The sequence below is a fragment of the Mesorhizobium sp. M0037 genome (assembly GCF_040323635.1).
Taxonomy (GTDB): Bacteria; Pseudomonadota; Alphaproteobacteria; order Rhizobiales; family Rhizobiaceae; genus Mesorhizobium.
Genome location: NZ_JAMYVB010000021.1, coordinates 1 through 21,116 on the forward strand (window position 1 = coordinate 1; position 21,116 = coordinate 21,116).

18 protein-coding genes are annotated in these 21,116 nt (G+C 63.8%); 13 read left to right on the forward strand and 5 right to left on the reverse strand.

What is annotated here, in order from left to right:
* Nucleotides 1-309: 309 nt before the first annotated feature.
* From NKJ78_RS25740 to NKJ78_RS25765, 6 genes are all read left to right on the forward strand, one after another.
* Nucleotides 310-1,704 (forward strand): multicopper oxidase family protein, encoded by a 1,395-nt coding sequence (locus tag NKJ78_RS25740; RefSeq protein ID WP_352562726.1) that lies wholly within the window; start codon nucleotides 310-312, stop codon nucleotides 1,702-1,704.
* 153 nt (nucleotides 1,705-1,857) lie between these two features.
* Nucleotides 1,858-3,171: an NAD(P)H-dependent oxidoreductase gene (locus tag NKJ78_RS25745; RefSeq protein ID WP_023732375.1), complete on the forward strand. Its 1,314-nt coding sequence runs from the start codon at nucleotides 1,858-1,860 to the stop codon at nucleotides 3,169-3,171.
* 80 nt (nucleotides 3,172-3,251) lie between these two features.
* Entirely contained in the window at nucleotides 3,252-3,494 is a 243-nt protein-coding gene (locus NKJ78_RS25750; protein ID WP_023669292.1) for a type II toxin-antitoxin system VapB family antitoxin, read from the forward strand.
* Nucleotides 3,494-3,673: a type II toxin-antitoxin system VapC family toxin gene (locus NKJ78_RS25755; RefSeq protein ID WP_245261319.1), complete on the forward strand. Its 180-nt coding sequence runs from the start codon at nucleotides 3,494-3,496 to the stop codon at nucleotides 3,671-3,673. The genes NKJ78_RS25750 and NKJ78_RS25755 overlap by 1 nt, the downstream gene beginning before the upstream one ends.
* Nucleotides 3,674-3,702: 29 nt before the next feature.
* A complete protein-coding gene (locus NKJ78_RS25760) occupies nucleotides 3,703-3,885 on the forward strand; it encodes a type II toxin-antitoxin system VapC family toxin (RefSeq protein WP_352460412.1) in 183 nt (60 codons plus the stop codon).
* Between the two features lie 276 nt (nucleotides 3,886-4,161).
* The gene (locus NKJ78_RS25765; protein WP_023827899.1) at nucleotides 4,162-5,061 is read left to right on the forward strand and encodes an MBL fold metallo-hydrolase; all 900 of its coding nucleotides are present in this window, start codon (nucleotides 4,162-4,164) and stop codon (nucleotides 5,059-5,061) included.
* A gap of 22 nt (nucleotides 5,062-5,083) precedes the next feature.
* Here the strand turns inward: NKJ78_RS25765 and proC are convergent, their stop codons facing one another.
* The 3 genes from proC to NKJ78_RS25780 all read right to left on the reverse strand — a co-directional run bounded on the left by proC (nucleotide 5,084) and on the right by NKJ78_RS25780 (nucleotide 8,274).
* Entirely contained in the window at nucleotides 5,084-5,899 is an 816-nt protein-coding gene (gene proC / locus NKJ78_RS25770; RefSeq protein WP_023669294.1) for a pyrroline-5-carboxylate reductase, read from the reverse strand.
* Nucleotides 5,900-5,987: 88 nt separating this feature from the next.
* Nucleotides 5,988-7,307 (reverse strand): O-antigen ligase family protein, encoded by a 1,320-nt coding sequence (locus NKJ78_RS25775; RefSeq protein WP_352460413.1) that lies wholly within the window; start codon nucleotides 7,305-7,307, stop codon nucleotides 5,988-5,990.
* A complete protein-coding gene (locus NKJ78_RS25780; protein ID WP_352460414.1) occupies nucleotides 7,276-8,274 on the reverse strand; it encodes a glycosyltransferase family 2 protein in 999 nt (332 codons plus the stop codon). The genes NKJ78_RS25775 and NKJ78_RS25780 overlap by 32 nt, the downstream gene beginning before the upstream one ends.
* A 172-nt stretch (nucleotides 8,275-8,446) precedes the next feature.
* Here NKJ78_RS25780 and NKJ78_RS25785 point away from each other — a divergent pair, with 172 nt between their 5' ends.
* From NKJ78_RS25785 to NKJ78_RS25795, 3 genes are read left to right on the forward strand one after another with little or no spacing between them, the layout of a single operon-like run.
* On the forward strand, nucleotides 8,447-9,619 hold the full coding sequence (locus tag NKJ78_RS25785) for a glycosyltransferase (protein ID WP_023823677.1): 1,173 nt from the start codon (nucleotides 8,447-8,449) through the stop codon (nucleotides 9,617-9,619).
* On the forward strand, nucleotides 9,616-10,410 hold the full coding sequence (locus NKJ78_RS25790; RefSeq protein ID WP_023669298.1) for a WecB/TagA/CpsF family glycosyltransferase: 795 nt from the start codon (nucleotides 9,616-9,618) through the stop codon (nucleotides 10,408-10,410). Before NKJ78_RS25785 ends, NKJ78_RS25790 begins: the two co-directional genes overlap by 4 nt.
* Nucleotides 10,407-11,330, forward strand: coding sequence for a DUF6492 family protein (locus NKJ78_RS25795; RefSeq protein ID WP_023689339.1), 924 nt, complete (start codon nucleotides 10,407-10,409; stop codon nucleotides 11,328-11,330). The genes NKJ78_RS25790 and NKJ78_RS25795 overlap by 4 nt, the downstream gene beginning before the upstream one ends.
* Here NKJ78_RS25795 and NKJ78_RS25800 read toward each other — a convergent pair.
* The gene (locus tag NKJ78_RS25800; protein ID WP_352460415.1) at nucleotides 11,327-12,622 is read right to left on the reverse strand and encodes a lipopolysaccharide biosynthesis protein; all 1,296 of its coding nucleotides are present in this window, start codon (nucleotides 12,620-12,622) and stop codon (nucleotides 11,327-11,329) included. The genes NKJ78_RS25795 and NKJ78_RS25800 overlap by 4 nt on opposite strands.
* Nucleotides 12,623-12,820: 198 nt before the next feature.
* On the opposite strand from NKJ78_RS25800, the gene NKJ78_RS25805 reads away from it, so the two are divergent.
* The 4 genes from NKJ78_RS25805 to NKJ78_RS25820 all read left to right on the forward strand — a co-directional run bounded on the left by NKJ78_RS25805 (nucleotide 12,821) and on the right by NKJ78_RS25820 (nucleotide 19,188).
* Entirely contained in the window at nucleotides 12,821-15,109 is a 2,289-nt protein-coding gene (locus tag NKJ78_RS25805; protein ID WP_352460416.1) for a GumC family protein, read from the forward strand.
* Nucleotides 15,110-15,464: 355 nt separating this feature from the next.
* Nucleotides 15,465-16,364: a bifunctional methylenetetrahydrofolate dehydrogenase/methenyltetrahydrofolate cyclohydrolase FolD gene (folD, locus tag NKJ78_RS25810; protein WP_023669302.1), complete on the forward strand. Its 900-nt coding sequence runs from the start codon at nucleotides 15,465-15,467 to the stop codon at nucleotides 16,362-16,364.
* 17 nt (nucleotides 16,365-16,381) lie between these two features.
* A complete protein-coding gene (locus NKJ78_RS25815; protein WP_032891834.1) occupies nucleotides 16,382-17,380 on the forward strand; it encodes a GlxA family transcriptional regulator in 999 nt (332 codons plus the stop codon).
* Nucleotides 17,381-17,529: 149 nt separating this feature from the next.
* Complete coding sequence (locus NKJ78_RS25820; protein WP_352562727.1) at nucleotides 17,530-19,188, forward strand: vWA domain-containing protein; 1,659 nt, start codon at nucleotides 17,530-17,532, stop codon at nucleotides 19,186-19,188.
* Nucleotides 19,189-19,255: 67 nt separating this feature from the next.
* Here NKJ78_RS25820 and edd read toward each other — a convergent pair whose 3' ends face one another.
* On the reverse strand, nucleotides 19,256-21,079 hold the full coding sequence (edd, locus tag NKJ78_RS25825) for a phosphogluconate dehydratase (protein ID WP_023815092.1): 1,824 nt from the start codon (nucleotides 21,077-21,079) through the stop codon (nucleotides 19,256-19,258).
* Between the last annotated feature and the right edge of the window lie 37 nt (nucleotides 21,080-21,116).

The window sequence follows — 21,116 nt, forward strand, 5'->3', positions numbered from 1 at the left end:
AGCACAAGAAGCTCGCTCTGCGCCAAGCCGCATGACCAGCATCATGGCCGCCCCATTTTGCAGAACTTGACGCACACAACCGCGCGCCGCAGCTTTCCCTCCCCTTGTGGGGAGGGATTAAGGGTAGGGGTACGTGCCGGGCAAACCTTGGCGGGCTAACCGGTGGCACCAGCGTTCACGCTGGTGCGCAAGCAAATGTCATCGGCTCGCCATGGCATGATCGGGAGGCGATGTGGCAGTATCGGCAGCGCGCCGGTAGCCGCCGCCATCCAGAGCGCCAACACAGCCGGATTTTCGTCGGAGCTTTCCATGACCCTATTCACCCGCCGCGGGCTTCTGAAAACGGCTGCGGTTGCCGGCGGTGGCGGCGTCGGGCTGGCAGCAATGACCAGGCTCAGCGGTTGGGCAGCTGTCACACCTGAGCCGGTGGTGCTCAAGACGGCAAAGATCCAGGCCAGGTTCATGGATGCGGGCGAGACCCGGGATGTCCTGACGTATGGTGAATCAGGCATGCCGCCTGTACTGCGGATGAAAAAAGGCGAGCCCTTTGCCGCGCGTCTCGTCAACGCCATCGACGACCCGACGACCATCCATTGGCACGGCATTCGCGTTCCAAACAAGATGGACGGTGTTCCCTTCCTAGTTCAGCCTTACGTCTATACCGGCGATCATTTCGACTACGCCTTCACGCCGCCCGACGCCGGCACGTTCTGGTATCACCCGCATTGCAACACGCTGGAGCAGATGGGCCATGGGTTGACCGGCGTGATCGTGGTCGAAAACCCCAACGATCCCAAATTCGACGCCGAGGCAATCGTCAATCTGCGCGACTGGCGCCTCGGCGACGACGCGCAGTTCATCCAGCAATTCCGGCCGCGCGATGCCGCAAAAACCGGAACCTATGGCACGGTGCGCACCGCCAACTGGCTCGACCAGCCGCAATTCGACGCGGCGGCCGGCGGGTTGGTGCGGATGCGGGTCGCCATCACCGATGTCACCCGCATCTATGCCTTTCGCGTCGAGGGTGCGGAGGCCGCGGTCATCGCGCTCGACGGCAATCCGGTGCCGCAGCGTTTTGCGCCCGATGCCTTGCTGCTCGGACCGGGGCAGCGCATGGAGCTCGCCATCCGCATGCCTGACCAGGAGGGCGCGATCGTCAGCCTGGGCGACATCAGAGGCACCAAACCCAAGGTCCTCGCCACCTTGCGCGCCACCGGCAGCTCGCTCAAGCGCGATTTGCGAGACCTCGCACCGCTGGAGGCCAACCCAGTGCCGGAGGTGGATCTCGCCAGCGCGAAACACATCGCGCTCTCGCTCAGCGCCACGGCGGAAAACGTGCCGAGCGACAGCATATGCGGCACGCTAGGCTACTCCTTCTGGGCCATCAACAAGGTACCGTGGCCGGGCGACACGCCGGACCCGACCGCGCCTTTGGCCGAGCTGAAGCTCGGCAAAAACTATGTCATCGACATGGAGAATTTGACGCCGCAAGCGCATCCGATGCATCTGCACGGCATGAGCTTCAAGGTGCTGTCGTCGTCGACACGCAAGGTTCAGCCGGTCATCTCCGACACCTATCTCATGCAGCCCAACGAGAAGGTTCAGCTCGGTTTCGTCGCCGACAATCCCGGCGACTGGCTGCTGCACTGCCACATCATCGAACATCAGAAAACCGGCATGACGAGCTATATCAGGGTGGTTTGACGCCGAGGCGGGTCAATCAGCCTCTACCGGGGTTGGCCTTCACCGGCCGGGCCTGTTGCCGGAGAAATTGCCGGTGTTCGCCGGTTTCGTTGGCAAAGCGGGGCCGTTCCCTGCTATTCCCGCCTGCAATCAAGAAGCCGTGGACACGCTTGCATGACCAATGTCGCCCTGACCGGACTGGCCCGCGATCTCGCCAGGCGCGCCGCCGAGGGCCGCCCGGTGCGCATCGGCGTCATCGGCTCCGGCGAAATGGGCACCGACCTGGTCACGCAAGGCATGCTGATGCCCGGCATCTCGGTCGCGGCCATCTCGACACGCCGCCCGCACACCGCCCGTGACGCCATCCGCATCGCCTATGGCGATGAGGCGATGGCGGTCGAGGCGGACAGGGGCTCGAAAGTCACCGCGGCGATCGAGGCGGGCAAAATCGCCATTACCACGAACGAGATGCTGGTCACCAATCCGCTGATCGACGTCGTCATAGACGCCACCGGCAAGCCTGGTGTCGCCGCCGATTTCGACTTGAAGGCGATGGAGCACGGCAAGCACCTGGTGATGATGAATGTCGAGGCCGACGTCACGATCGGCTGCTACCTCAAGCAGCAGGCAGACCGGCTCGGCGTCGTCTATTCGGTCGGCGCCGGCGACGAGCCGTCGAGCTGCATGGAGCTGATCGAGTTTGCCTCCGCGCTCGGCTACACCATCGTCTCGGCTGGCAAGGGCAAGAACAACCCGCTCAACCACGATGCCGTTCCGGATGACTATCGCGAGGAAGCCCTTCGCCGCAACATGAACCCGCGCATGCTGGTCGAGTTCGTAGACGGCTCGAAAACCATGGTCGAGATGTGCGCCATCGCCAACGCCACCGGGCTGGTGCCCGATGTGCCGGGCATGCACGGGCCCAAGGCCGACCGCGACCAGCTGGCCAAGGTGCTGATACCGCGCGCCGATGGCGGCATCCTGTCGAAGAAGGGTGTTGTCGACTACACGATCGGCAAGGGTGTGGCGCCGGGCGTGTTCGTCATCGTCGAGGCGACGCATCCGCGCATCGTCGAGCGCATGGACGATCTGCATATCGGCCACGGCCCCTATTACAGCTTCTTCCGGCCCTACCATCTGACCTCGCTGGAAGTGCCGCTGACGGCAGCGCGTATCATGCTCTACGGCCGCCCCGACATGGTGCCGCTGCCGAAGCCGGTGGCCGAGGTCTGCGCGGTCGCCAAGCGCGATCTCGCCATGGGCGAGACCTTCGATGCCATCGGTGAGACCTGCTACCGCTCCTGGACAATGACCGTCGAAGAGGCCCGCGCCGTCAGCGCCGTCGCGGTCGGCCTGCTCGAAGGCGGCAAGGTGCTGAAGCCGGTCAGGAAGGGCGAGCTCATCACCACCGACAACGCCACACCCGACCGCACGACCAGGCTGTTCGCTTTGCGCAAGCTGCAGGATGAGATGCTGTACGGGAGCTGAGATTGGATGACAGGCCAGTCGGGCTGGCCTTGTCATGACAACTCCCTATGTTGTAGTGGCACCGAACGGAGGCTTCCAGGATGAATCTCCAGATCAGAGACCCGCGCGCCCGTGACCTCGCCCGGCAGCTTGCCGAAAAGCGAAAGATTTCAATGACCGAGGCGGTGATCGAGGCGCTCGAATCCGAGCTTCAGCGCGAACGTGAACGAGTTCCGCTGGCTGAGCGGCTGGCCGCCATATCGAACGATCTGAAGGCCAAGGCGGGAAGCGGCGGCAGGGATTTGACCAAGGATGAGATCGACGAGATGTGGGGACATTCCTGATGTTCATCGACACCTCGGTGGTGATCGCTGTCCTCGCCGGAGAGGAAGACGCCGCCGATTGGAGCCGCCGGATCGGGCAGGCCTCGATACGGATAACATCTCCGCTGGTCGTGCTCGAAGCGGCGATGCGGCTTTCGTCGAAGTTGGTGGTGGAGCCGCTCTCGCCGAAAGGGCAATAGGAGACTTCCTGCGCGAAGCCGCGATCGAGGTGGTTCCGATCGAAAGAGGTGATGCCAAGCTCGCGATCCAGGCTTTTTCGAACTATGGCAAAGGTCGCGGCCACCCGGCTCAGCTCAACCTCGCTGACTGCCTGTCATATGCCTCGGCAAAAAGCCGTGGGATGCCCTCGCTCTACAAAGGGAAAGGCTTTTCCCACACCCATCTGGCCTGATCCTACTCCCCCAGTTCCACGATTCGGTCAGCAGCAGCTTCGTCAGCCGCTCCCGCCTAGCAGGCCAAATGCTGCCGCGGTCGCGCCATGGGGCTGTTGACCTGCTCGCGCAACACGCCTGGTCATTGCGCTCGTGCTGACGGCGCAGACCATCGGCTGCCATTGTATGATCCATTCATATAGTCTGTCTTTTTGATCCGGGTTTTTCAAACGATGCCGAGATGCCAATCTCCGAACGATCAGTTGAACCCCATTGAGGTTGAAATCTTGCAAACCATTTGGACAAGACGCGAAACAATGAAAACCCTTCTGGCAACGGGCATGGTTGCCATGCTTCAGCCTCTGGCTTTTGCAGCTAGGGCCGCCGCCAAGCTGGAATGGACCTATTTTCAGGCTGACGAGAATGGTTTCCGCCGCACGCCGGTGCTGCTGACCGGGGAAAAAGAAGCCATCCTCCTCGACGGCGGATTTACCCTGTCCGATGGCCGTGCGGTCGCGGATGCGATCAAGGCGACGGGCAAGACCCTGACGACGATCTATGTCAGTTGCAGCGACCCTGACTATTATTTTGGCCTGCATCCCGTCGCGGATGCTTTCCCCGGCGCCAAGATCATCGCGGCCGCTGCGACGGTGGCGGCCATCAAAGCCAATGTGCAAGCCAAGCTGGATGTCTGGGGCCCGCAGCTCAAGGACAATGGACCGAAGGTCCTGGCGGATGTCGTCATTCCCGAGGCATCCGATATCACCTCACTTGAAGTCGAAGGAAACAAGATCGAGATCGTCACCGTCGCCGATCTGAAAGACCGGCGGTATCTCTGGGTGCCCAGCCTTGAAGCGGTGTTCGGCGGCGTGCTGATCTCGTCCGGCGTACATGTCTGGGTTGCCGACGAGCCAACCGTAGACGACCGCAAGAAATGGATTGCCGCGCTCAACGAAATCGCGTCCCGCAAACCCAACATCGTGGTGCCGTCCCATCAGGTAGCCGGTGCACCGGACGGTCTGGCGGCCGTGGAATTCACCCGCGCCTACCTCGAAGCTTTCAATAAGGAAGCCGAAAAAGCGAAATCCAGCGTCGAGCTGATTGCAGCGATGAAGCGGCGCTATCCCGATCTTCTTGACGTCTCGTCCCTGGAACTGGGCGCAAAGGTCGCCAAGGGTGAGATGAAGTGGGGCTGATACGGCCCCGCGAGCGTCTCGGCTACTTCCCCAATTCCACCGACCGCAGCCGCGCGGCTTCCACCGCCTCGGTCAGCAGCTTCGTCAGCCGGTCTTCGCCCATCAGCACGGCAAGGGCGGCTGCCGTGGTTCCGTTGGGGCTGGTCACCTGCTGGCGCAGGACGCCGGGCTCCTCGCCGCTTTCGGCAGCGAGTGCAGCAGCGCCATAGACGGTCTGCATGGCCAGCAGCCTGGCGGTCTCGGTCGGCAGCCCGGCCTTCTCGGCTGCAACCGTAAGCGCCTCGATGAAATGGAAGATGTAGGCCGGACCGGACCCCGAAACCGCCGTCACCGCGTCCATCAGGCCTTCGTCGTCGATCGTCGTCACCACACCGCTGGCCGACAGCAGCTCGGCAACGAAACGCCTGATGTCGTCGGTCACCAGCGGGTTGGAATAGACCACCATCATGCCCTTGCCGATCGCGGCCGGCGTGTTGGGCATGCAGCGGATGACAGGCGCGAGATGGCCGAGTATGTGCTCGAAGGTGGCGACCGGCGTGCCCGCGGCGATGCTGACGAAGGTGGTCCTGCCGTCGCCGAAGCGCTTGTAGGCGGCGGTGACGTCGCGGATCACCTGCGGCTTGACGGCGATGACGACGAGGTCGGGCTCTGCGTCGGCGGGGATGCCGTTCGCGTCCGCGGCGACACTGCAACCGAGGTGCTCGGCGCGCTTGCGCAATTCGGCATTGGGCTCGACCACGAACACGGCTTGCGGGGCAAGCTTGCCGGATTTCAGCCAGCCCGCAAGCATGGCGTAACCCATATTGCCGCAACCGGCGAGAACAAGCCTGATCGTCATTGAGAGCCCTCCGAGACAAGGGTTCTCCTTAGACGCTAGCGGGCAGACGGGAAAGCCCCTCAAGGGGTGCTGGATCCAGGCCAGCCGGTCAAGGTCGCCGGCGTACCGCGATCGGCCGCAGCGACACTTGCCGCAAGCCAAGCACGCCGAGCACGAAGAACAGCCACACCGGGTCGCCGCGATGGAAGAAGAAGCTTTCCAGGAACGCGTTCAGCGCCGTGAACAGCACCACCATCATGAAGAAGTCACCGAGATAGATGTTCTCCTTGCGCGGCGGGATGCGCATGTAGTCGCGCAGCGGCGCGATCAGGAAAGTGTAGACGGCAACGCACAGCGCCGGGATGCCCATCAGCACCGCAATGTCGAGATAGCCGTCATGGCCATGCACGATGGTCCGGATGTCCCAGGCCCGGTCGAAAGGCTGGTCCTGGCTCAGCAGCAGCGGCGTGCCCCAGAAGCTTTCATAGCCGTAGCCGGTCCAGGGCTTCTTCGCCAGCATCTCGCCGGAGAACTCCCACAGCGTCGTGCGCCCGGTATAGGTGAGGTCGGGGAAATAGGTGGCCGCCAGCTCTTTCACCGGCGGGATGAAGACGATGCCTAAGGTACCGATGGCCGTCGCAATGATCGCCAGTGCAAACAGGATCGGCGTGCCGAACCGCATGCCGATCAGGCCCGGCAGCACGACGATCAGGATCGAGAACGGCACCAGGCCGGCCGTCGTCTTGGATCCGGTGTGCAGCATGAAGATCATCGCCGCGCCGAAGATCGCCACGCCCCAGAATTTCTGGCCGCGCCGGAAGAGATAGAGGCCGGCGAAGCTGAAGCAGGCCATGATTGGTCCGGCAATGTTCTTGTGGGCGAACACACCACGCCACAGGCCGGCATGTTCGGGCTCCTGCGAATCGGCCGTATGCAGGGCCTCATGCGGAAAGACGATGAGGCCGATATAGGACAGGCCGATAACGACGATCGCGCAGAATATGATGACTTTCGAAAAACTGTCGGCATCGCGCGGCAGCACCAGGACCGTCGCTATCGTCAGAACGCCAAGCAGCGTGAAGAAGGCCGCGCGCATGGCCGAGGACGGGTCGGTCGCGTCGATGACCGAAAGCATGAAAAAGCCGAGCATCAGAATCCAGGACGGGCTGAGCAGCGAGCGCACCACCTTGGGGTCGGCGAACGTCAGCAGTGAGAAGATCGAAATGGCGCCGAGCGAACTGAAGCCGAGCTGGTTGACGATGTCGCCGCCGTCGCCGGTCAGTTCCGCGCCTGCCGGCTGAAACGGCCGGAACGACACGATGACGACGGCAAACAACAGCGCGGCAATCGCCGTCGCCACGCCGTCGCGGGTGACGATGCCGCCCAGCAGCAGCTCGTCAGTTCTTCTCAGGCTGCCTGTATTGCTCATTGGCGTATCCGAATTCGGCAAGCACGCGGCCGAGCGAGACATAGACGGGGTAAAGCGCCGTCGACAGCGATCCTGTCCGCGCCAATTTGATTGCGCCGCGCACGGGCGAGGCTATCAGCAGCGCCAGGCTTTTTGCAAACACCTGGGCGCCGGCGAATGGCGTGCCGGCGCGCTTCTTCTTTTCGACCAGCGTCGAGATTACACCGTTGCGTAAGGATCGGGCGCGGATCCAGTCAGCCTCGACGCGCCGGGCCGGAACGCCTTCGCGCACCTTTGCCTCGGCGCACCAGCCAAGCACGAAACCTTTCTGCGCCGAGCGGCTGAGGAAGTCGGAATCGCCGCCGCCCATGAAGTTGAACCGCAGGTCGAGGAAGGGTGGCCCCATGATGGTGAGCACATTGCGCCCGACCAGAAGGTTGCCCGAGGAATAGAGTGCGGCCACGCGCCCGGTCTGGCGATAGGGCGGCGCAAACACCGGGTGCTCGGCCCATTTGGCGTGAGCAGGATCGGTAAACACCGGCACTTGCGGGCCACCGACAATGTCGGCGCCAAGCGTCTCCGCCGTCCTGCACATGCGCTCCAGCCAGTCCGCGTCGGCGATCTCGTCATCGTCGATGACCAGCAGGTGGCGGAAATCCGGAAAATGCAGGATCGCCGTCTGCCAGCCGGCATTGTAGGCACTGCAATTGCCCCGCTCATGCGCGATGATGACCATGCCCTTCATATCGTCGCGTTCGAACAGCGGCACGGCCGCCTGGGCGCCCTCACGCGCCTCGGCCTCGTTTTCGATGACGATGACGGCGAAGCGCCGGCTGGTTTGCTGTGCCTTGAGCGACGCCAGCGTTTCGAGCAGCAGTTGCGGCCGCTTGAAGGTCGGCAGCGTGACGACGGCTTCCATCGTCTCTGCGGCGAGCCCCGGAGAGCGTCCCGCAATCGATACCGAACCGTCCGATGGCAAAGGGATCATCCGCTCCAGCCGCATGTTTTGAATCTGGCTTTCGATAACACCGCGACGATAACGTTTCGTTAATCACCTTTCGCAGCGGCGCCTGCCGGTCCGCGCCTTTCAGCCGTTGCGTTGCGTGATTTAATCAAGGGTTCACCCAGCTTTGCTAGTCGCTGACGCCTGGATAGGTGAGATGCATCTGCTGTTCGCCACATCGATCGTGCCCGACGGCGCTCTCGCTTCGGGCTATGAGATCGCCAATGCTGCGATCATCGCCGCCTTGCGGCGCGCCGGCGTGCGCGTCACCGTCATCGGCTTCATCTGGCCGGGCAAGGCGCCCAGCGACAACGAAAACACCATCGTGCTCGGCGCCGTCGACGTGCGCACGGAAAGCGCCTCGGCGCGGCAGAAGCTCGCCTGGCTTGGCAAGGCGGTGCTGTCAGGGCTCACCTTCGCTTCCGTGAAGCTGCGCGCGGTTTCCGACAGCGAAGTCCGTGCCGCGATCGAGCGCGCCGGTCCCTTCGACGGCTATGTCCTGAATTCGGTGCAGTTCGCCGGCGCCTTTGAAAAACTGTTCGCCGACCGTCCCTCGATTTTCGTCGCCCACAATGTCGAACATGGTTCGGCCAAAGAGAATGCGGCAGCAGCAAACAGTCGCTTCCAGCGCCTGCTGTTTGCCCGCGAGGCCAGGCTGCTCAAGACCATGGAGGAGCGGCTCTGCCGCCGGGCTCGCTTCGTCTTCACGCTGGCCGAGGAAGACCGCGCCGCACTCGGCGTTGCCAGCGACGACCGCTCGGCGGTGCTGCCGCTGGTGACCACTGCCACGGCGCCAAAGCCGGTCAAGCCGCGCCGCATCGATTGCGACGCGGCGCTGATCGGCACTTGGACCTGGCAGCCGAACCGCATCGGCCTCGACTGGTTCCTGGAAAAAGTCGTGCCGCATCTTCGCCGGAGCTTTCGCATCAGGGTCGCCGGCAACATGCCGTCGGATATCACCTCTGCCCATCCCGGCGTCGAATTTGTCGGCCGCGTGTCCGACGCCCAGAATTTCGTGCGCGGCGCCGCCGTCATTCCACTGATCAGCACCGCGGGCAGCGGCGTTCAGCTCAAGACCATCGAAACCTTCGAGCTCGGCCTGCCGTCGGTCGCCACCAGCCGTTCGCTGCGCGGCATCGATCATCGCCCGGCAAATTGCTTCGTCACCGACGATCCGGCCGCCTTCGCCGGCGCGCTGGAGGCAGCGGCGGCCGATGTCAAGGATGTCGATGGCAGCGCCTTTCACCGCCGGCAGATCAAGGCACTGGATGCCGCCATCAGGCTCGGCCTGGAAAAGCTCGGGTCGGTGGGGGAGGAGGTGTTTGCATGAACATGCACACCGCCCGCGCCGCCTTCGGGCTCGATACGCTGAAGACGATCCTTGGCATTTCGGTCCTTGCCATCGGCTGGGATGACGCGATCGCGCTGCTCGCTCGTCTGATTGCCGAGCGGCGCTTCACCAAGGTCAGTTTTCTCAACGCTCACAACGCCAACATCGCCTCTACCGATCCGGTCTTTGCCGAGGCGCTCGACGATTTCCTCATCCTGCCAGACGGCGTTGGCGTCGATCTGGCGGCAAAGCTGCTCTACGGCGCGCCGTTCCCGGACAATCTCAACGGCACTGATCTCATTCCGGCCTTTCTGCAGGCATCGGCGAGGCCGCTGACCGTCGGGTTGCTTGGCGCCACCCGCGCCAACGCCGAGGCGGCGTCGGTCAGGCTAGCCGCTCTGGCGGTGCAGCACGAATTCGTCGTCATCCATGACGGCTATTTCTCCCCCGCCGAAGAGCAGGCGATCGTCGATCGCATCGAGGCATTGCGGCCCGACGTGCTGCTTGTGGCCATGGGCGTGCCGCGCCAGGAATTGTGGATCGCCCGTCATATCGATGCCCGCCACTGCACGCTGCCGATCGCCGTCGGCGCGCTGCTCGATTTTCTCTCCGGCACGGTGCCGCGGGCGCCTCTGTGGATGCGCCAGCTGAGGCTCGAATGGTTGTTCCGTCTGTGCATCGAGCCCGGCCGGCTGTGGCGCCGCTACGTCGTCGGCAATCCGGTGTTCCTGCTGCGTGTCGTCAGGCAGAAATTCTCGCGTCGGCCCGAGCCCGCCGGAGAGTTGCGGTGAACAGCCGCGTCGTGCCGAGCCCTGCAGCCGAGACCGGTGCCCTGCCGCAAACGCCGACGGCGGCGGTGGTGACCGCCAGCTATGCGCCGGATTTCGAACGCTGCCGCCTGTTGTGCGAGACCTTCGACCGCCATGTCTCCGGCGTGGCGCATCATTACATTCTGGTCGAGCACCGCGACGTGGCGCTGTTTCGCCAGTTGGAAAACGACCGCCGCAGCATTGTCGACGAGCGCGACCTGCTACCGCGCTGGCTGCGTGTGTTCGACGATCCGATGAGCCTCTTTCGCCGTCGCATCTGGCTCAGTCTCAAGACCCAGCCGCTGCGCGGCTGGCATGTGCAGCAGCTGCGCCGCATCGCCATCGCTGCGCATGCTGGAGAAGACGTGCTGGTCTTCTGCGATTCCGACGTCGCCTTCCTCAAGCCATTCGATCTGAGCGCCTTCTGGCGCGACGGCAAGGTGCGGCTGTTCCGGCGCGACGGCGTGCTGTCGAGCGACGGTCACGACGAGCATCGCATCTGGTCGCGCAATGCGGCCTCGGCGATTGGTATCGATGCATCCGAAGTTTCGAACCACGACTATATTTCGACGCTGATCGCCTGGCGCCGTCAGACCGTGACGGCGATGTGCGCCGAGATCGAGAAGGTGCACGCGCGCGGCTGGGTCGAGGTCATCGCTTCAGTGCGCCGGTTCTCCGAATGCATGATCTATGGCCGCTATGTCGACGATGTGCTGGGGGGCGCCGGCCATTTCCACGGCTCGGAGGAATTCTGCCGCGTGCACTGGACCGGGGAGGCGCTGTCGGATGACGAATTCCGCAGCTTCGTCGCCGCTATGGCACCGGGGCAGGTGGCGATCGGCATGCAATCCTTCATCGGCACCGATATCGGCCGCATCCGCCGCCTGATCGGATTGGCTTAGATTGCCTTGGCGGGCTTGCGCAGCGCCGAATAGGTCAGCAGCGCCGAGGCGAGATAGAGCAGCAGGAAGACGACATTGAGCGATACGACAAGCCTGGACGTGTCGGCAATCGTGGTCAGCACATAGGTCAACAGCACCGCCTTCAGCCCCGCCAGCAGGCCGAGGTTGAGCGCCCTGAGCGCGGTCTGGCCGCGCGCGAACAGCAGCTCGGCCTGGTATTCGACCAGGTTGCGCAGTCCCGGCACGCCGATTGCCAATGCCACCAAGGGCGCCGCCTCGGCGACATTCCGGCCAAGCGCATTGGGGAAGAAATGCAGCACGATGCCGAGTGCGGCCAGTGCCAATGTCGACACCAGGAACACGCCGGCTTCGATACCGCTCTTGACCCGCAGTCGCGACAACAGCTCCGGCGCCCGCATCATCCTCTGCACCAGCATCATCGAGAAGGTGCGGATCGGGATTGCCGTCAGGTCGACCAGCCGCATGATGATGGCATAGATGCCGGCCAGATGCGGCCCGCCGATCGCCAGCACGAGCAGCTTGTCGAATTCCGACTGCAGGTAGAACAGCACTTCGGCTCCTGCAACATAGATCGAATCGGCAAGCCGCCTGAGATAGAGCTCGGTGCGCAGCCTCAGCCGCTGGCGTGGATAATAGAAGCCGAAGGCCAGCAGCAGCGAGGCGGCGTTGGCGCCGATGTAGAACAACGACCAGATCCAGACGCTGTGCTGGCCCGATAGCATGAACAGCACGGCGCCCAGCGCGCGGAACGCCGTGGCCACGATCGACAGCACGGCGGCGCGGCCGAATTTGCCGAGCCCGTTGTTGACGATCAGCACCACCTCGACCGGCCGCCACAAAAGCGCCTCTGCAAAGACGATTGCGGCAAAGACGGCCAGCGGAACGGTGCTGGCGAAGAAGATCAGGTAGACGCCCCACGAGGCGGCCGCCAGCAGCGGCAGGGACACGGCGCCAAGCAAAAGGAAGCCGGCGGTGAAGGTGCCGATCAGATTGGGGCGGATGGTGGCTGTGCGGTAAAGCGCCGAGATGAAGCCGAAAGCGAGGATGCGCGACAGCATGACGCCGGCCGCCGAGGCGGTGGCGAACATGCCGAACTCGGCAATCGACAGCGTGTTGGCAAGTGCGATGAAATAGGCAAGCGAGAACACCAGCCGCCCGCCGGCGCCGCTGATGGCTGAAAGATAGTCGCGAACCAGCCCCCGTCTTTCGGCAAGGAAGGTGCCGATGCGGGCGAATGTCCGCCTTTGCGGTATGTCGCTGGCCTGCGTCATATCGAGGAAAGCCGTAAGCCGGAAAGCTTAACGTGCGGTTCTGACGCCATTTTACAGATCCCGGCAATGCGTGGCGAAGCGAGAAACTTTCACTTGCAGACTTCGGAAATTAACCTTTTGTTTCCCATGCCTGTTTAGCGTGACTTAACGATTGGCCGACCGCCGCTCCCGCGCCGTCGAAGGTAAAGTTTCGAGACAATGGTCGACAGGGAAAACCGTGAAGACTGGAGGCGCGAGCGTTCCCTCCTGGCGCTCGGCAAAGCCGTGCGCGGCGATGAGGCGGCGGATGCGTCGGCGGTCTCGATCGGTGACCGGGTGGATCCGTCATGGCGCGAGGATGCCGCCACGGGTCACCGCATAGCCCGCTCGCAACGCGAGGCGCGGTCGAATCCGGCGCCAACGTCACCGCCCGAGCCGCCGCAGTTCCAGGCCGACGGCGAACCCGTTTCGGCCGGCAGCGCGCGTGAGGAGCCTATTTCCGGCCGGCGTCAGCAGCACGCCGCCTATGAGCCCCGCTCTTTCCACGAGCAGCGACCGGACCGCGACGACGATGACGGGCAGGAATGGAAACCGCTGATCGATCCGCTCCAGGTCGTCCGCGGCATTAGTCGTTCCAAGTTGCTGATCGTCTCGACGACGATATTGGGGACGGTGCTCGGCGTCGCCGTCGCCGTTTCGACACCGAAGAAATACGAAGCCACCACACAGATGGTCATCGAGCCAGGCGACCTGAAGCTTTCCGACAACGATCTCACCCAACCGGTCGGGCAGCCCGATGCGGCGCTGGCTGTTGTCGAAACCCGCATCAAGATGGTGACATCCGGCAAGGTCCTCGACAAGGTCGTGGCCGATCTCAATCTCGTCGACGATCCGGAATTCAACGGACAGGGCTCTGGCGGCCTTGGCGTCCTGTCGCTCATTCGCTCGATACTGTCGCGCCAGGATGGCCCTGGCGGCGGCGGTGAAGTGCGCCGCCAGGCGCTGGCGGTCGGCAATCTGGCCAAGAGCCTGTCGGTTGAGCGCAGCGGCAAGAGCTTTGTCGTTTCCATCAGCGCCACCACTCAAAGCGCCGACAAATCGGCGGAGATAGCCAATAGGACCAGGGACGTTTTCCAGCAGGAGGCGGCCCAATACCAGTTCGGGATGGCCGGGCGCGCGACGGACCAGCTGACGGCCAAGCTCGATGACCTGCGCAAGAATGTCGAGACAGCGGAGCGCAAGGTCGAGGATTTCAGGGCCACGCATGATCTCGTCGACGCGCAGGGCCATCTGATCAGCGACGACCAGATGCTGAAGCTCAACGAGCAGCTCTCAGTCACCCGGGCCCGTACGCTGGAACTCAATGCCCGGGCCGCGTCGGCGCGTTCGCTGGACGTCAATTCGGTCATCAACGGCACGTTGCCGGAAGAAATCAATTCCAACACGATGAGCGAACTGCGCGCGCAATATGCAGCTTTGAAGCAGGAGGCCGACCGCGCCGCCGTGCGTCTGGGACCGCGTCATCCCGAATACCAGGCGCTCAGTGCCCAGCTCAACGGCTCGCGCGAGCGCATCGCAGGCGAACTGCGCCGCATCGCCTCGTCGCTACAGGTCGATTTGAAGCGCTCGGTCCAGCTCGAGCAGGATCTCGCTTCCCGCCTGGCTCAGGCAAAGGTCCAGAGCGGCGACGTCAACAGCGATCTGGTCAGCCTGCGCGAACTGGAGCGCGATGCCACCGCCAAACGCTCCGTCTACGAACAGTACCTTCTGCGCGCCAAGGAGACCGGCGAACAGCAAAACATCAACACCACCAACATCAATCTGATGACCCCCGCGCAACCGCCGCTCGAACCCAACGGACCGTCGCGGGCTGTAATAGCGCTGGCCGGCCTGCTGCTCGGGCTTGCTTCGGGCATCGGTGTCGGCGCCATGCGCGGCGCCTTTGCCAGCCTGCGCGGCGCTGCCAATTCGCGTTCGCGCGGCAGAATGGACGAGCGCCGCCCTCCGGTCGAGGACAAGGTCTATCGCGCGCCGCTGCCTGTGGCGCCGCCACCGGCAGCACCTCCGGTGTTGCCGACCGCGGCCGTTCCCGCCCGGAGCCCAGGTCTGTTCGACGGACTGTTCTCGGCGATGCGCAAAGCCGCGCCGGGTAGCGGGACGTCAGGCGAACCTGTCGAGACCTACCGCGCCCAACCAGCCGCCGAATATACAAGGCCGGTGCAGGAGCCTTTGGGCTATCGCCAGCCGGACTTCCGGAACGAGGTTCCGCACGCCAAATCCCCTGCGCAGCAGCCTGGCTACGCGCGGCCTCGTCAGCCGGCTGACTATGCCTATTCGCAGGCTCAGCCGATGCCCGTGGCGTCCGAGCAGGGGTCTTCTCCGCAGCCCGCTGGGGCGGTGCCGGAAGACCAGCAGGCGCAAATCGACGATATCCGTGCCGGCCTGCGCGAATTTCGCGAAGCGGTGCGCGAACTCACCGAAAGCCGTTCGCACCGCCGCTATTTCTGAGCAATTCCAGGAAAAGTGTGAAACGGTTTTCCCGGGAAAAGCGCGTAGCGCGCTTTCCCTTGGGAATTGCGTCAAAACAAGAAATAGAGCGGTTCAGCCTTTCCGTGAAAGGATGAGTCGCTCTAGCCCGTCAGCACAGAATAAAAGCTGCCGGTTTCGAGTTTACGGCATTTGACGGCGCTTTGACGGGATTGCTTAGGCCAAATTTCGTGAAAATGCTGCGCAGCATGGCGCCCAAAAAAGCGCTGCCGTCGGGCTTTACCCGAATGGGCGGAACGTTTGGGCCAACGACATGCACGAAGCAACGTTCAAGGCGCGCGCCGCGCCTTGGCTGGAATGATGTCGAGGATGGTTCATGGCCGAAGTGATTGACGGAAAGATCGTCGCCGCAGACGTGGTTCAGAAGGTCAAGGCCTTGACCGAGGACCTGGTCGCCAAGGGAAAGGCCCAGCCCGGCTTGGCGGTGGTCATCGTCGGCGAGGATCCGGCAAGCCAGGTCTATGTCGCGTCGAAGTCGCGCACCGCCAAGGAATGCGGCTTTCATTCGCTGCAGCACACGCTGCCGGCCGACACGTCCGAAGCGGCACTGCTGAAGATCATCGGCGAACTCAACGCCGATCCGGCCATCAACGGCATTCTGGTGCAACTGCCGCTTCCCGCCCATATCGATGCCGGCAAGATCATCCAGGCCATCGCACCGCAAAAGGATGTCGACGGCTTTCATTTCATCAATGTCGGCAAGCTCGGCACCGGCGAACTCGAAACAGCCTTCGTGCCCTGCACGCCGGCCGGCTCCATGCTTTTGATCGAACGCGTGCGCGGCAAGGATCTTTCCGGCCTCAACGCGGTCGTCGTCGGCCGCTCCAACATCGTCGGCAAGCCGATGGCAAATCTGTTGCTTGCCGCCAACTGCACCGTCACCATCGCCCACAGCCGCACCAAGGATCTGCCGGCACTGGCCCGCACAGCCGACATTCTGGTTGCCGCCGTCGGCCGGCCCGAAATGATCAAGGGCGACTGGGTCAAGCCCGGCGCCACCGTGATCGATGTCGGGATCAACCGCATTGCCGCACCCGAGAAGGGCGAAGGCAAAACCCGCCTCGTCGGCGATGTAGCCTATGCCGAAGCGGCCAAGGCCGCCGGCGCCATCACCCCCGTGCCCGGCGGTGTCGGACCGATGACCATTGCCATGCTGATGGCCAATACGTTAGCCTCAGCCTACCTTGCGGCCGGCTTGAAGCGGCCTTCCTTCTGACCCAGAAAGCAGCTTCTTTGCCGAACCTTACTGTACCCTCTGAACGGCCGGTCGTGGATGATCCCGTTCAAGGGGGCCGGCAATTCGCGTTCCTGCTGGTCGACAAGTTTTCGATGTTTTCGCTGGCAGCGGCGATCGATACCTTCCGCTCGGCCAACCGCCTGCTCGGCCGCGATTTCTATGGCTGGACGACGGTCTCGGCCGACGGCGATCCCGTCATGGCCTCCAACGGCCTGCCGCTCAAGATCGACTATGCCGTCGCCGATTTGCCGCCCGTCGATATCCTATTCGTGTCGGTGGGCCTGTCGGTCGAGTTCCCCGGCAAGAGCAAGGTGCTGGCGGCGCTGCGCAGCTGGGGCCGGCGCGGCAATGCGCTCGGCGCGTTGTCGGTCGGCTCTTACCTCCTGGCCGAAGCCGGCCAGCTCGAAGGCTATCGCTGCACCATTCATTGGGAAAACCGGGCCGGCTTCGTCGAGCGCTTTCCCGACATCAACTGCACCGGCAACGTCTTCGAGATCGACCGCAAGCGCTACACCTGCGCCGGTGGCACGACCTCGATCGACCTGATGCTGGAGATCGTGCGTGGCGACTTCGGCTCGAACCTCGCCAACGGCGTTGCCAACCAGTTCCAGCATGAGCGCATCCGCTCCGCCGGCGACCGCCAGCGCGTCGGGCCGGAGCGCGACCTGACCGGCAAGTCGGAGAAGCTAAGGCGCATCGTCGAACTGATGGCCGACCATCTCGACGAGCCGCTATCAGCCGTGCAGCTTGCCAAATCGGCGGGCCTGTCGGTGCGCCAGGTCGAGCGCTTGTTCCTGCGCCATTTGAGCGTCACGCCCGGTCGTTACTACATGCGGCTCAGGCTTGAGCGGGCGCGCGAACTGCTGCGCCAGACAAACATGCCGATCCTCGACGTGGCCATCGCCACCGGCTTCACCTCGCATTCCTATTTTGCCCAGAGCTACCGGCTGCAGTTCGGCCGTCCGCCTTCCGAAGAGCGGCGCACCACGTACTGACGCGGTGCTGAGCCGGCCTCGGAACAGGCCTCGGCCGGCGCCGATCCTGTTACACGGCAACCGTTCGTGACCCGCTCCGGGGCTTGTGCCCGGACGCGCCGTCAAATAGCTTCCGGCGCGGATCAGAGGGCGGTCTCAAGGAGATTTCCATGGCGGGACTTTTGCGGAGCATCGCTGCGGCGCTGCTCCTTTTGTCGATGACTTCGCTCGGCTTTGCCGCCAACAAGGTCATCATCATTCTTGACGCTTCGGGCTCGATGTGGGCCCAGATCGACGGCAAGCCGAAGCTCGAGATCGCGCGCGAATCGCTGAGGACCGTGCTGCAGTCGGTCCCGGGCGACGACGAGATCGGCTTCATGGCCTATGGCCACCGCGAAAAGGGCAGCTGCGACGACATCGAACTGATCGTGCCGCCGCAAGCCGGCTCGGCTAGCGCCATTTCGGCCGCTGCCGACAGCCTGAAATTCCTAGGCAAGACGCCGCTGACCGCAGCCGTCAAGCAGGCGGCCGAAGCTCTGAAATACACCGAGGACAAGGCGACCGTGGTTCTCATCACCGATGGGCTTGAAACCTGCGAAGGTGACCCGTGCGCGCTGGGCAAGGAACTGGAGGCCTCAGGCGTCGATTTCACCGTCGACGTCGTCGGCTTCGGCCTGACCGCTGACGAGGGCAAGCAGATTGCCTGTCTCGCCGACAACACCGGCGGCAAATATATCCAGGCCTCGGACGAGAAGGCGCTGCAGGAAGCACTGATCGAAACCGTCGCCGCGCCGGCTCCGGCGCCGGCACCCGAACCCGCTCCGGCGCCTGCCCCTGAACCGGCAAAGCCCGAATTCAATTTCATCCCGAGCGTGGTCATGGCGGAAGGCGGCGATCCGATCACCGACGGCAATGCCTGGGAGGTCTACAAGGCCAAGGCCGATGGCACGCGCGGCGACAACGTCACCACCGAATACGGCGCCTACAAGGGCAATCTGGAGCCGGGCGACTACATCATCGTCGCGCGCGACGGGGAGGCCAAGTCCGAACAAAAGATCAAGGTCGAGGCAAGCCAGATCTACAAGCCGCTCTTCACCCTGAATGCCGGCACGCTCATCATTCATCCGCGACCAAGCGTGGGGGCGGATGTTGTCGATGGCGCGGCTGTCGTGATCGACTATCCGAGCGCCGATAACCCCGCGACCTACTATGGCACCACCAAGGTGGTGTTGCCGGCCGGCGACGAGAAAGTGACTGTCACCATCGGCCAGGGCGTGGCTACCGAGACGATTCCGCTCGCTGCCGGCAAGACGGTCGAAAAGGACATCATCGTCGGCGTCGGGCATGTCGTGGCCAACGCCTACTATGTTGCCGGCGGCGACAAGGCCGATGGTTCAGGCATTGGCTTCAAGGTCTTCAAGGCGAAAAAGAAGATCGACGGGACCAGGGAAGAGGTGACCTACTCCTATGGCCCTGACAGCAAGTTCGATCTGCCGGCCGATGACTATGTGTTGATTGCGACGGTCGACCTCGCCGTCGTCGAGCAGCCGTTCACCGTCAAGGTCGGCGAATTCCAGGATGTGAAGGTCGCCATGAACGCCGGCGTGCTGGCAATCACCGCGCCCGGCGCTTCAAAGATCGAGATTTTCGAGGCTAAGAAAGACATCAACGGCAATCGCAAGTCGCTTGGCTACGCTTACGACCAGAAGTATCAGGCGGCGATAGCGACCGGCGATTATGTGGTCGTTTCGGAGAAGTCGGACAACAGCTCGAAGGAAGGCACCGTAACAGTCAAGGCCGGCGAGCGAGCCGAGCTCACGGTGCAATAGGATCGTATGGACGAACGCAAAAAAGGGCGGCCACGAGTCGCCCTTTTTCATGGATAGGGCAATCTGGTCAGGCTGCTCCGAAAGCACTGGCGCCATGGTCGGCGCGGCCGACCAGCTGGCGGAAACCGGCGAACAGCTCGCGGCCGAAACCGAACTCGTTGCCGATGAGATCGATGTCGGCCGTGCGGCGCAGCGCGAGCTCGGGCCCCGGCACCAGCACTTCCAGCGTGCCGGCATCGGCGTCGAGCCGGATGATGTCGCCGTCATGGATCCTGGCGATCGGCCCTTCCTCGACCGCTTCCGGCGTTACATGGATCGCCGCCGGCACCTTGCCGGAAGCGCCAGACATGCGCCCGTCCGTGACCAGCGCGACGCGCTGGCCGCGATCCTGCAGGATGCCGAGCACGGTGGTCAGCTTGTGCAGTTCCGGCATGCCGTTGGCCTTCGGGCCCTGGAAGCGGATCACGGCAATGAAGTCGCCGGTCAGCGTGCCGGCCTTGAAGGCTTCGTTGAGGCCTTGCTGGCTGTCGAACACCTTGGCCGGCGCCTCGATGACGCGGCGTTCCGGCTTCACGGCGGACGTCTTGATGACGGCATGGCCGAGGTTGCCCGCAAGCACCTTCAGGCCGCCGGTCGGCTGGAAGGCTTTCTTGAACGGTGCCAGCACCTTCTCGTCGCCGCTCTGCAGCGGCGAGGCTTCACGCACGACGCTGCCGTCTTCCCCGAGCCGGGCCTCGACCGCATAGGGCCGCAGGCCTTCGCCCCATACCGTCTGCACATCCTCATGCAGGATGCCTTCGTCGAGCAATTCGCGGATCAGGAAGCCGAGCCCGCCGGCGGCATCGAAATGGTTCACGTCGGCAAGCCCGTTCGGATAGACGCGCGCGAGAAGCGGCACCGCTTCCGACAGGTCGGAAATGTCCTGCCAGGTAAGCGTGATGCCGGCCGCCGCGGCCATGGCGATGAGATGGATGGTGTGGTTGGTAGAGCCGCCGGTGGCGTGCAGGCCGACGACGCCATTGACGAAAGAGCGCTCGTCGATCATGCGGCCTACCGGCGTGTAGGCGTTGCCGAGCGCGGTGATCGCCAGGGCTCGCCTGGTCGCCTCGCGCGTCAGCGCGTCGCGCAGCGGCGTGCCTGGATTGACGAAGGACGCGCCGGGCGTATGCAGGCCCATGATCTCCATCAGCATCTGGTTGGAATTGGCGGTGCCGTAGAAGGTGCAGGTGCCCGGCCCGTGATAGGATTTGGACTCCGCTTCGAGCAGTTCTGCTCGTCCGGCCTTGCCCTCGGCATAGAGTTGGCGAACCTTGGCCTTCTCGTCATTGGGCAGGCCCGTCGTCATTGGCCCGGCCGGCACGAACACCGCCGGCAGATGGCCGAAGGTGAGAGCCGCGATCACAAGCCCCGGTACGATCTTGTCGCAGACGCCGAGATAGACGGCGGCGTCGAACATGTTGTGCGACAGGCCGATCGCCGCGGACATGGCGATCACGTCGCGCGAAAACAGCGAGAGCTCCATGCCGGGCTGTCCCTGGGTCACGCCATCGCACATGGCCGGCACGCCGCCGGCCACTTGCGCGATCCCGCCGACTTCGCGCGCGGCATCCTTGATCAGCGCCGGGAAGGTTTCGAAGGGCTGATGCGCCGACAGCATGTCATTGTAGGAGGTAATGATGCCGAGGTTCGGCACCTTGTCGGCGCCGAGCGCCAGCTTTTCAGACGGGCTGCAGACGGCAAAGCCATGCGCGAGGTTGCCGCAAGACAGAACCCCCCGGTTGGCGGCGCGGCTGGAGGCCTCGGCGATGCGGCCGAGATAGCGCTCGCGGCCGGCTTTCGAGCGTTGGCGGATGCGTTCCGTGATGGCTTCGATGTCGCGTCTGGCTGTCATGGTCGGTCCTTTCGAGCCCCGGAAGAACGTCCTCCAC

Excerpts from the sequence above, each read along its gene's own strand:
- proC (WP_023669294.1), bottom strand. The coding sequence starts at position 5,899 with ATGACGATCAGGCTTGTTCTCGCCGGTTGCGGCAATATGGGTTACGCC.
- NKJ78_RS25785 (WP_023823677.1), top strand. The coding sequence starts at position 8,447 with ATGCATCTGCTGTTCGCCACATCGATCGTGCCCGACGGCGCTCTCGCT.
- NKJ78_RS25740 (WP_352562726.1), top strand. The coding sequence starts at position 310 with ATGACCCTATTCACCCGCCGCGGGCTTCTGAAAACGGCTGCGGTTGCC.
- NKJ78_RS25745 (WP_023732375.1), top strand. The coding sequence starts at position 1,858 with ATGACCAATGTCGCCCTGACCGGACTGGCCCGCGATCTCGCCAGGCGC.
- NKJ78_RS25805 (WP_352460416.1), top strand. The coding sequence starts at position 12,821 with ATGGTCGACAGGGAAAACCGTGAAGACTGGAGGCGCGAGCGTTCCCTC.
- NKJ78_RS25780 (WP_352460414.1), bottom strand. The coding sequence starts at position 8,274 with ATGATCCCTTTGCCATCGGACGGTTCGGTATCGATTGCGGGACGCTCT.
- NKJ78_RS25790 (WP_023669298.1), top strand. The coding sequence starts at position 9,616 with ATGAACATGCACACCGCCCGCGCCGCCTTCGGGCTCGATACGCTGAAG.
- NKJ78_RS25750 (WP_023669292.1), top strand. The coding sequence starts at position 3,252 with ATGAATCTCCAGATCAGAGACCCGCGCGCCCGTGACCTCGCCCGGCAG.
- NKJ78_RS25755 (WP_245261319.1), top strand. The coding sequence starts at position 3,494 with ATGTTCATCGACACCTCGGTGGTGATCGCTGTCCTCGCCGGAGAGGAA.
- NKJ78_RS25775 (WP_352460413.1), bottom strand. The coding sequence starts at position 7,307 with ATGAGCAATACAGGCAGCCTGAGAAGAACTGACGAGCTGCTGCTGGGC.
- folD (WP_023669302.1), top strand. The coding sequence starts at position 15,465 with ATGGCCGAAGTGATTGACGGAAAGATCGTCGCCGCAGACGTGGTTCAG.
- edd (WP_023815092.1), bottom strand. The coding sequence starts at position 21,079 with ATGACAGCCAGACGCGACATCGAAGCCATCACGGAACGCATCCGCCAA.
- NKJ78_RS25820 (WP_352562727.1), top strand. The coding sequence starts at position 17,530 with ATGGCGGGACTTTTGCGGAGCATCGCTGCGGCGCTGCTCCTTTTGTCG.
- NKJ78_RS25800 (WP_352460415.1), bottom strand. The coding sequence starts at position 12,622 with ATGACGCAGGCCAGCGACATACCGCAAAGGCGGACATTCGCCCGCATC.